We start from the raw sequence: 11,724 nt of genomic DNA, 5'->3' as shown, positions 1-11,724 counted from the left end.
AGTGCGGCCGAGATCGACGGTGCCGTTCTCGAACTCGCGGCCACACCGTTCGATGTCACCCGTGAGGTGCCCATCCGGGTGCGGCTGCTCGAGATCACCGATCCGGCGCCGGAGCCCCGGTTCGTACTGGCGGTGGTCGCACACCACATCGCCGCCGACGCCTCGTCGATGGGGCCGTTGGTGCGCGACATCATGACCGCGTACACGGCCCGGGTGGCCGGTGCGGAACCCGCGTGGACGCCTTTGCGGGTGCAGTACGCGGATTACGCGTTGTGGCAGCGGGAGGTGCTGGGTTCCGAGTCCGATCCGGAATCGATTGCGGCTCAGCAGCTGGCGTTCTGGCGTCGTGAATTGGCCGGGCTGCCCGACCTGCTGGAGCTTCCAGTCGATCGGCCCCGCCCAGCGGTGGCGTCCGCGCTCGGCTCCCGCGTGTGGGTGCGCATCGATCCGGAGATCCATGCGGGCGTGGTGCGGCTGGCCCGTGAGCATCAGGCGACGGTGTTCATGGTGGTGCACGCGGCCTTCGCCGCCCTGCTGGCCCGGCTGTCCGGCACGGAGGACATCGCCATCGGCACGCCCGTCGCGGGCCGCGGTGAGCGCGAACTCGACGATCTCATCGGCATGTTCGTCAATACGGTGGTCTTCCGGACCCGGGTGGACGGCGGCGAATCGTTCGCCGAGCTGCTGGCGCGGCAGCGCGAGACCGACCTGCGGGCGTTCTCGCACAGCGACATTCCCTTCGAACGCCTCGTGGAGGCGCTCGACCCGGTCCGCAGCACGGCCCATCACCCGCTGTTCCAGGTCGGCCTCTCCTTCCAGAACATGGCCCGTGCCGCGCTGGAGCTGCCCGGTCTCACCATCGCGCCGGTCGAGTCGGATATGGCTGTGTCGCAGTTCGACCTGCACCTGATCGTCTCCGACGGATACGACGAGCACGGTGCCCCCGCCGGAATCGGCGGCTACCTCACCTACGCGACCGAGCTGTTCGACGCCGCGACGGTCGAACGGTTCGTGGACCGGTTGAACCGCCTGCTCGCCGCCGTCGTCGAGGATCCGGCAACACGAGTCGGTGAGATCGACCTACTGACCCCCGCCGAGCGGACGGAGATCCTGGCGGCGCGCAATACGACCGCCCACCAGGTGGATTCGGCCGCCACGCTGGCCTCGATGCTGGACGCGACGATCGCGGCCGCGCCGCACGACATCGCGCTGGTCGGGCCGGATGGCGAGACGGTGACGTATGCCGAGCTGGGTACACGGGTGAACCGCCTGGCGCGGGAGCTCATTTCGCGCGGAATCGGTGCGGAAGACCGGGTGGCACTGGCCATCCGCCGCTCGGTTGACCTGGTCGTCGCCATGTACGCGGTCTCGGTCGCCGGTGCGGCCTACGTGCCGGTGGAACTGGACCAGCCCGCCGAGCGAGTGGGCTACATCCTGGACACCGCGTCGCCCGCGTGCGTATTGACGACCTCGCGCGACGGTTTCGAGCTGCTCGATACCAAGGACGTGCGGGCGGGCGTGTCGGGCGCAGTGCTGCGTATCGATGAGCTGGAGCTGTCCGGCTACTCGGGCGAGCCGATCACGGCCGCCGAGCGGGTACGGGAGCTGACCGCCGCGAACACCGCGTATGTTATCTTCACCTCCGGTTCGACGGGTCGGCCGAAGGGTGTGGCGTTGCCGCACAGCGCTATCGCCAACCAGTTGCAGTGGAAGACTGCTGAATTCGGGTTGGGTGCGGATGATGCGGTGCTGCTCAAGACGGCCGCGACCTTCGACTTGTCGGTGTGGGAGTTCTGGTCGGCTGCTGTGTCGGGTGGTCGTCTGGTGATCGCGTCGGCTGATGGGCATCGCGATCCGGCGTACCTGAACGAGTTGATGGTTCGGGAGCGGGTGACCATGTTGCATGTGGTGCCGTCGATGTTGGATTCGCTGCTCACCGAAGCCGGAGGGACGCTGAACGATTCGTTGCGGCGTGTGCTGGCGATCGGTGAGGCGTTGCCCGCCTCGGTGGCGCAGCGGTTCCGTAGCGGGAACCGGAACGCTGAACTGTTCAACCTCTATGGTCCGACCGAGGCTGCGGTGTCGATCACCTCGCATTTGGTCACTGATGCTGATGCCGGTGCGGTGTCGATTGGTGTGCCGGAGTGGAATTCGCAGGTCTACGTGCTCGATGCGCGTCTGAATCCGGTGCCCGATGGTGTGTCCGGTGAGCTGTACTTGGCTGGTGCGCAGTTGGCGCGTGGTTACTTCGCGCGTCCGGATCTGACCGCGGATCGTTTCGTGGCCAATCCGTTCGCGGTTGGTGAGCGGATGTACCGCACCGGTGACCTCGTCGCCTGGAACGACGGTGAACTGGATTACCGGGGTCGTACGGATTTCCAGGTGAAGATCCGTGGTTTCCGGATCGAGTTGGGTGAGATCGAGGCGGCGTTGTTGGCGTTGCCGGAGATCGCGCAGACCGCGGTGATCGCCAAGCAGGATGCCCGCACGGGTGACCGCCTGGTCGCCTACCTCGTGCCGTCCGGCTCGGGTGTGGATGTGCCGCTGGTGAAGTCGGCGTTGAGCTCGGCGCTGCCGTCGTACATGGTGCCGTCGGCGTTCGTGGTCCTCGAATCCCTGCCGCTCAATACCAACGGCAAGCTGGACCGGAAAGCCCTGCCGGATCCCGAGTTCGAGGCCACCGCCTTCCGCCTGCCGTCGACGCCGGTCGAGGAGATCGTGGCGGGCGTCTTCGCCGAGGTTCTCGGCATCGAGCGGGTCGGCGCGGATGACGACTTCTTCGCCCTCGGCGGCAACTCGCTGGTGGCGACGCGGGTCGCGGCCCGGCTGGGCGCGGCCCTGGATACCCGGATCCCGGTGCGGCTGCTGTTCGAAGCGCCGACCGTGGCCGCTCTCGCGACCAAGGCCGAGCAGCGCGCGGGCCAAGGGCGGCGGGCGCTGGTTGCCGGTGCGCGCCCAGAACGCATTCCGCTGTCGCTGGCGCAGCAGCGCATGTGGTTCCTCAACCAGTTCGATCCGGCCTCGGCGGGCTACAACATCCCGATCGCGGTCCGGCTCTCCGGCGCTCTGGACGTGGCGGCGCTGCAAGAGGCCGTCGCCGATCTGATCGAGCGTCACGAGATCCTGCGGACGATCTACCCGCAGCACGACGGCGACCCGGCGCAGCTGATCCTGCCTGTGGGCCAGGGTGTTCCGGATCTGTCTCCGATTTCGATCGACGCGGATTCCCTGCTGGACCGGATCGCCGAGTTCCTCGGGGCGGGATTCGATGTGACCGCCGAGGTGCCGTTGCGCGCCAGGCTGTTCCAGCTCGACGACGACGAGTACGTTCTGGCGTTCGTCGTGCATCACATCAGCGCCGACGGCTGGTCGCTGGGGCCGCTCACGCGAGACGTGATGAGCGCCTACGCCGCTCGCGTGGCGGGTGTCGCACCCGGCTGGTCGCCGCTGCCCGCGCAGTACGCCGACTTCAGTATCTGGCAGCGTGCGGTACTGGGCCGCGCCGACGATCCCGCGAGCCTGCTCGCCACCCAGTCCGAGTACTGGCGTGCCGAATTGGCGGAGCTGCCCGACGAACTCACCCTGCCCGCCGATCGGCCGCGCCCGGCCGTGCAGTCCGGTGCGGGCGGCCGGGTACGGTTCCACCTCGACGGGGAAATCACCAGGGCGGCACGCGAATTCGCGCGCGCCCAACAGGCCACCCTGTTCATGGTGGTGCACGCGGCCTTCGCGGTGCTGCTGGCCCGGCTGTCGGGGACCGGCGATATCGCGATCGGCACCCCGGTGGCGGGTCGCGGCGAGGCCGAATTGGACGACGCCATCGGCATGTTCGTCAATACGCTGGTGCTGCGCACGCCCGTGCGCGGCGCGGACAGCTTCGCCGAACTGCTGGCGCGGACCAGGGAGACCGATCTGCGGGCCTTCGCGCACGCGGAACTGCCCTTCGAACGCCTGGTGGAGGTGCTCAATCCGCCGCGCTCGACCGCACGGCATCCGATCTTCCAGGTCATGCTGTCGTTCCGGAACCTGCCCGCGGGCAGCTTCGCGCTGCCGGAACTGCGGGTCGAGGTGATCGACTCGGACTTCGCCACCGAGCAGTTCGACCTGTCGCTGACCCTCAGCGATCTCGGCGACGCGGGCCTGCACGCCGAATTCTCCTATGCGCGTGACTTGTTCGACGAGGCGACGATCCTCGGCTTCGCCGACCGCTTCCACGGCGTACTGGACGCGGCGCTGGTCTGGCCGCACGCCCCCGTCGGCGATCTCCCGCTGCTCGACGACACCGAATATCGCCAGGCCGTCACGGCGCGGCCCGCCGTGGTGACCGGGGAACTGCTGCCGGACCTGCTGGATCGCGGTGTCCGCCCGGGATTGCGCCGGGTGGCACTGCAATTCGGTGACCGCACGGTCTCCTACGGCGAGCTCGACGATTACGCCGCGCGCCTCGCCCGGGTGCTCATCGACCGCGGCGCCGCACCCGACACGCTGGTGGCCATCGCCCTGCCGCGCTCGCTGTGGAGCGTCCTGGCGATCTGGGCGGTGGCCCGCACCGGGGCCGCCTTCGTCCCCATCGACCCCACGTATCCGCCGGAACGGGTGCGGTACATGCTCGACGACGCCGCGATCACGCTGGGCGTCACCGTGTCCGCGCACGCCACCGCGCTGCCGGAGCTGGACTGGCTGGTGCTGGACGAACCCGGCGTCGAGGCGCGCTGCGCCGCCGTCTCGGGGGAACCGGTGACCGCCGCGGAGCGCCTGCGCCCGCTGCGCCCGGACCATCTGGCGTACGTCATCTACACCTCCGGTTCCACGGGCCTGCCCAAGGGCGTCGCCGTCACCCATGCCGGTCTGAGCACCTTGATCGATTACGACCTCGAGTTGTACGGCCTGAACTCCGACCACCGGATGCTGCACATCTGCTCGCCCAGTTTCGATCAGTCGATCGAGGAATGGCTGACGGCCTTCGCCGCGGGCGCGACCCTGGTCATCGCGCCTCCCGACATCGTCGGCGGCACGGAACTGCACGAGCTGCTGCGCCGGCAGCGGATCACTCACCTGATCATCACCCCGGCACAGCTCGGCACCGTCGACCCGACGGGCCTCGACGAGCTGGAACTCGTAGCCACCGGCGGCGAGGCCACCACGGCCGAACTCATCGCCGCCTGGCAGCCGGGCCGCCGATACCTGAACGGGTACGGCCCGACCGAGGCGACCATCGCCGCCACCTACGCGACCATGCGTGCGGGGCAGCCGATTTCGATCGGCGCCCCGCTGCCCGGCTTCGCGGTCTACGTGCTGGATACCCGGTTGAATCCGGTGCCGCCCGGCGTGGCGGGCGAACTGTATCTGGCCGGGCGGGCGCTGGCTCGCGGATACCACGGCCGGGCCGCGCTGTCGGCCGAGCGGTTCGTGGCGAACCCGTTCGCCGCGGGGACGCGGATGTATCGGACCGGAGATCTGGTGCGGTGGACGCCCGGCCGGTCGGGGCCGGAGCTCGCGTATGTCGGCCGTTCGGACTTCCAGGTCAAGGTGCGGGGCTTCCGCATCGAGCTGGGCGAGATCGACGCGGTACTGGCCGCACACGAATCCGTGGAGTTCGCGGTCACCGTCGGGCATCGGACACCGGCTGGGGCCACTATTCTCGCCGCCTACGTGCTGCCCGCCCCGGGCTGCGAGATCGACGGTGCGGTGCTGAGTGAGCATGTCGCGCAACGGCTTCCGGATTACATGGTGCCGACGGCGATCACGGTTCTCGACGCCGTCCCGCTGACGCCGGTCGGCAAGCTGGATCGTCGGGCGCTGCCGGAACCGGTGCTGACGAATCGTGAATTCCAGGCGCCGCGCACGCCCGTGGAGCAAGCGGTCGCCGAGGTGCTCGCGGGTGTGCTCGGCCTGGAACGGGTAGGCATCCGCGACAACTTCTTCGCGCTCGGCGGCAACTCGCTGCTGGCGACCCAGGTGGTCGCGCGGCTCGGCGCCGCCCTCGCGACCCGGATTCCCGTCCGCGTGTTGTTCGAGGCGCCCACCGTGGCCGAGTTGGCCGTCGCGGTCGAGCGGGACGCGGGCACCGGCGGACGGCCCGTCCTGACCGCGCGACCGCGCCCGGAGCGTATTGCGCTGTCGCTGGCGCAGCAGCGCATGTGGTTCCTCAACCAGTTCGACACCACCTCGGCGGCCTACAACATCCCGGCGGCCGTGCGCTTGACCGGTGAGCTGAATGTGGTTGCGCTGCAACAGGCCGTGGCCGACACCATCGAGCGACACGAATCGCTGCGCACCGTCTTCCCCCAGGTGGACGGTGAGGCGCGCCAGGTGATCCGGCCCGCCGCACAGGTGGTGCCCGATCTCACCCCGGTCGCGGTGGCGGCCGACGCGTTGCCGGAGCGCATCGCCGCGATTCTGTCTGCCGGATTCGATGTGGCACACGAGGTTCCGTTGCGGGCCGAGCTGTTGCGGGTCGACGCGGCCGAGCACGTGCTGGTGTTCGCGGTCCACCACATCAGTGCCGACGGCTGGTCGATGGGCCCGTTCACGCGGGACCTCATGCTGGCCTACGTGGCGCGCGCCGACGGGCAGGTCCCGGCGTGGCTGCCGCTGCCGGTGCAGTACCCGGATTACACGCTGTGGCAGCGTGAAGTGCTGGGCTCCGAGGACGATCCGGACAGCCTGATCGCGGCGCAGACCGCGTACTGGCGCAAGACCCTCGCGGGACTGCCGGACGAACTGAACCTGCCCGCCGACCGCCCGCGCCCGCCGGTGGCCTCGCTGCGTGGCGGGTCCGTCGGATTCGAGATCGACGCGGAGCTGAACAGCAGTCTGCAAACCCTTGCGCAAGACCGCAATACGACGCGGTTCATGGTCATGCACACCGCGCTCGCGATCTTCCTGGCCCGGTTGTCCGGTACCGGTGACATCGCGATCGGCACTCCGGTCGCGGGGCGTGGCGAGGCCGAACTCGACGATGTCATCGGCATGTTCGTCAACACCCTCGTGCTGCGCACGTGCATCGCCGGGCAGCGGACGTTCGAGGAACTGCTGGCCGAGGTCCGCGAGGCCGACCTGGCCGCCTTCGCGCACGCCGACCTGCCCTTCGAACGGCTGGTGGAGCTGCTCAATCCGGAGCGCTCCACCGCGCGCAACCCACTTTTCCAGGTGATGCTGGCCTTCCAGAATCTGCCGGACGCGAGCCTGGAGCTGCCCGGATTGCGGGTCGCCGCGGTCGATTTCGAGACCTCGACCTCCCAGGTGGATCTGCAGCTTGTCATCGCGGATGCCGGTGACGGCGGCGCGCACGGGGCGTTCGCGTTCGCGCGCGACCTGTTCGACGACCACACCGTCGAGGTATTCGCCGCGCGGTTCGTCCGCCTGCTGCGCGCGATCGTGGAGCGACCCGGTGCCGCCGTCGGTGATCTGCCGCTGCTGGCGGCGGACGAATCGCGGTCGCTCACACAGGTGTGTGGTCACGCGGTCACGGATGCCGCCCTGCTGCCGGAATTGTTGACTCGCGGCGTCACCTTCGGCCGCGACCTGGTCGCCGTCCGTGACCGTGGTCGCTCGGTCACCTACGGCGAGCTCGACGACTACTCCTCGCAGTTGGCGCGGGTGCTCATCGAGTCCGGCGTGGGCCCGGAAACCCTGGTCGCCGTGGCCTTCCCGCGTTCGCTGGAGATGATCGCGGCCGTGCTGGCCGTCGCCAAGGCCGGTGGCGCGTACCTGCCGGTCGACCCGAACTATCCGTCGGATCGGGTGCGGCACATGGTCACCGACTCCGGGGCGCTCCTCGGCCTCACCGGCGCGGGGCTCGCGACCGGGCTGCCCGGCGATATCGACTGGCTGTTTCTGGACGACGCCGCACTCGAACGCCAGTGCCGGGCCGCGTCACCGGACCCGGTGACCGACGCCGACCGCCTCGCCCCGATCCGCGCGGACCATCCGGCCTACGTCATCTACACCTCGGGCTCCACCGGAATGCCCAAGGGCGTCATGGTGACCCATCGAGGTCTCGGCGCACTGCGCGAATCCGCGGCCGACGCCTGCGCACTGCGACCCGGCGACCGGTTCCTGCACCTGTGCTCACCCAGCTTCGATCCCTCACTGCTGGAATGGATCTGGACCTTCTCCAGCGGCGCGACGCTGGTCGTGGTGCCGCCGGAGATCCTGGGCGGGGCCGAACTCGGGGAGCTGCTGCGCCGCGAGGACGTCACCCACGCGATCTTCACCCCGGGCGTGCTCGGCACCGTGGACCCGGCCCGGCAGCCGCAATTGCGGATGGTGCTGGTCGGGGGTGACGTGACCGCACCGGAGCTGGCGGCCAAGTGGGTCGGTCCGGATCGGCTGTACCACAACGCGTACGGCCCGACCGAGGCCAGCATCATGGCCACCCGCGCACGGCTGGAACCGGGCGGGCGGGTCACCATCGGTACGCCGGTGCACGGCACGTCGGTGCTGGTGCTGGATTCCCGGTTGCACCCGGTGCCGGTGGGCGTCGCCGGTGAGCTGTACCTCGGCGGCCCCGGTCTCGCGCGCGGATACCGCCGTCGGGCGGGGCTGTCGGCGGGGCGGTTCGTCGCGAACCCTTGGGGCGAGCCGGGTTCCCGGCTGTACCGCACCGGCGATGTGGTGCGCTGGACCCCGGACGGCCGGATCGAGTACGTCGGCCGCTCCGACTTCCAGGTGAAGATCCGCGGCTTCCGCATCGAACTCGGCGAGATCGACGCGGCCCTCGCCGCCCGGGACGAGGTCGATCACGCGGTGACCCTCGGCCGGGACACCGCCTCGGGGGAGACCGTGCTCGTCTCCTATGTGGTCGCCGCCGCGGGCCACACGATCGAGACCGATCGGCTGACGGCGGCGATCGCCGCGCGCCTGCCCTCCTATATGGTGCCCACCGCCCTCGTCGTGCTGGACGCGCTGCCGCTCACGCCGGTCGGCAAACTCGATCGCGCGGCGCTGCCGGAGCCCGAACTGCGGCCCCGCGCCTACCGTGCACCGGCCACCCCGTCGGAAACCGCTGTGGCCGCGGCCTTCTCGCAGGTGCTGGGAATGGAGCGGATCGGCGCCGAGGACGACTTCTTCGCCGTCGGCGGCACCTCACTGCTGGCGACCCGGGTGGTGAGCCTGCTGCGGGAGGACACCGGCACCCGGCTGACCGTCGCCGACTTCTTCGGCGACGCCACCGTCGCCGGACTCGCCCGCCGCATGGACGCGCTCGGCGCGGAGGCCGACGCGGATCTGACCCGGGCGCTCGGGGTCGTCCTGCCGCTCCGGCCCACCGGCGCGGCCCGGCCGCTGTTCTGCGTTCATCCGCTGGCCGGATTGGCCTGGTGCTATGCGGGTTTGAGCCGGGTGCTGCCCGCCGACGTGCCGATCTACGGGTTGCAGACGCCCGCGCTGACCGAACCGGACTTCGCCCCGGCCACGCTGGCCGCGATCGCGCAGCGCTACGTCGCCGAACTACGGGCCGTGCAGCCCGCCGGGCCCTACCGGCTGCTGGGCTGGTCGCTGGGCGGCAAACTCGCCCACCACATGGCGACACTGCTGCAGCGGCAAGGGGATTCGGTGGAGCTGCTCGCCATCCTCGACGGCTACCCACTGGACGATCTGGACGAATTCCGGGACACGCTCGGCGAGAGCTTCGCGGGACTCGGGGTCGCGTCGGCCGTCTTCGAGGGCGCGGATCGGCTGGAGTTGAGCGACGCGGCACTCGACGCCGTGCAGACCGCCCTGGCCTCGGAGTTCGCCGAGGCGCCCCGGGATCTGGTGCGCCGCACGGCCGCCGGGGCCGTGCGCACGGTCGCGCTCGAGCGTGACTTCCGGCCCGACGTCTACCGCGGCACGCTGCTGTTCTTCGGAACCGCCGATCCCGCCCACGCGGCGGCGGGACGAACGGCGGCCGAGTGGGCGCCCTTCGTGCACGGCGAGATCGCGGACCATCTGCTTCCGGTCACCCACGACCGCATGACGGACCCGGACGCGTTCGCCCGGATCGGCGGCGTGCTCACCGACGCGCTGCGGAGAATGAACGACTCGGAGCGAGGGCTCGAAATGATAGCGCCCGATTCGGGACGTGCGGGTATCACAATGCGCCACATCATGCTCGACGTGGCAGATGACACCCCGCCGGTCCGCGTGCACTCGACCGTGCGTGAATTGATGGATCGTCATCCAGGTGTTCGCGTCCGTTTACATTTCGCCGGCCACGACGTCGTTTACAAGATCGAGGAAAACCCCGAATAGGTACACGTATAGGTCAACGTATGTCGTTGCGTTTCATGTGGAATCGGCAACCCATGTGCGTTGGATCACGGCGCTGGTTCCGTCGTGGGATGAATATCGAGCTAGCCGTGGGTGTATTTTGTCCCATTTGAGCTGGTTATGCCTGTTCACCAGGCGGATCCCGTCGAGGGCGACCGATTCTGGCACGGAATAGCTGACCTATTGGCACAAATAGCAACTTGTCAGTAAGCGGCCGGACGACAAATATTGATGCGATTGAAAAGCCGCGTGCGAGGGCGGTTGGAAACACCGGGGAGAGTTTCATGGTTCGGGTCGGGGGAGAAGTCGTCGGCAATCCCGATGGGGGCGGTCGTACGACACGCCCGAAGCGCACGCGTCCGGCGGGGACGCGCGGAAAACGCATACCCACCCTGCCGCAATTGTTGGCGGCGGCAGTGGAATCCGATCCGCATGCCCTCGCGCTCGTGCTGGCCGACGAGACGGCCACCGTCGCGAGCGTGACCTACGCCGAACTCGACGAACGGTCGACGCGGCTGGCCCGGCTGCTCATCGAGCGCGGCATCGGCCCCGGGGATCTGGTCGCGGTGGGTATCCCGCGCTCGATCGAGTCCATGCTGGCGGTCTGGGCCATCGCCAAGACCGGCGCCGGGTTCGTGCCGGTGGATCCGAAGTATCCGGCCGATCGCGTCGCGCACATGGTGACCGATTCCGGTGCGGCACTGGGTATCACGGTCGCCGCGGTGCGCGCCGAGCTGCCTGGGGTGGCGCAGTGGCTGGTGATCGACGGCGACGAGGCGCGGGCCTCGCTGGCGGCCGCGTCGGCCGAGCAGATCATCAACGCCGACCGGGTGCGGCCGCTGAGCGCGCAGCACCCGGCGTATGTCATCTACACCTCCGGGTCGACCGGCCTGCCCAAGGGCGTCGTGGTGACGCACGGCAATGCCGGCGTCTACTGCGCGGTGCAGCGTGAGCTGCTCGGCGCGACCTCGGAATCGCGTGTCCTGCATGTCATCTCGCCGTCGTTCGACGTGTCGGTGGGCGAGCTGCTGTTGGCGGTCGGTGCCGCCGCGACCCTGGTGATCGCAGCGCCGACCGTGTTCGGCGGTCCGGAGCTGGCGGCATTGCTGCGGCGTGAGCGCGTGACGCACATGATGATCACCCCGGCGGCGCTGTCCTCGGTGGATCCGAGCGGACTCGACGCGCTTTCCGTGGTGGTCGTCGCGGGTGAGGCCTGCCCGCCGGAGTTGGTGCGACGCTGGGCCGTTCCGCTGGCCGAGGGCCGGACACGTCGCTTCGTGAACGGTTACGGACCGACCGAGGCCACGATCCTCGCCAATACCGCCGACCTGAGGCCGGATCTCCCGGTGACCATCGGCGGGCCGCTGCGCACCGTCACCGAATACGTGCTCGACGAACGCCTCATGCCGAATCTCGCCGGGGTGGCGGGCGAACTGTATCTGGCCGGTGACCAGCTGGCCCAGGGCTATC

2 protein-coding genes are annotated in these 11,724 nt (G+C 69.5%); both read left to right on the top strand.

What is annotated here, in order from left to right; all coding sequences use genetic code 11:
• A partial coding sequence (locus tag ACWELQ_RS22890; RefSeq protein ID WP_452399087.1) for an amino acid adenylation domain-containing protein occupies nucleotides 1-10,236 on the top strand: 10,236 nt, incomplete at its 5' end.
• Between the two features lie 302 nt (nucleotides 10,237-10,538).
• A partial coding sequence (locus ACWELQ_RS22885; protein ID WP_452399086.1) for an AMP-binding protein occupies nucleotides 10,539-11,724 on the top strand: 1,186 nt, incomplete at its 3' end.

This window comes from Nocardia sp. NPDC004722 (genome assembly GCF_053601505.1).
The sequence above is the reverse complement of the archived record's forward strand: the minus strand, read 5'-3'. Positions and strand labels throughout refer to the sequence as shown.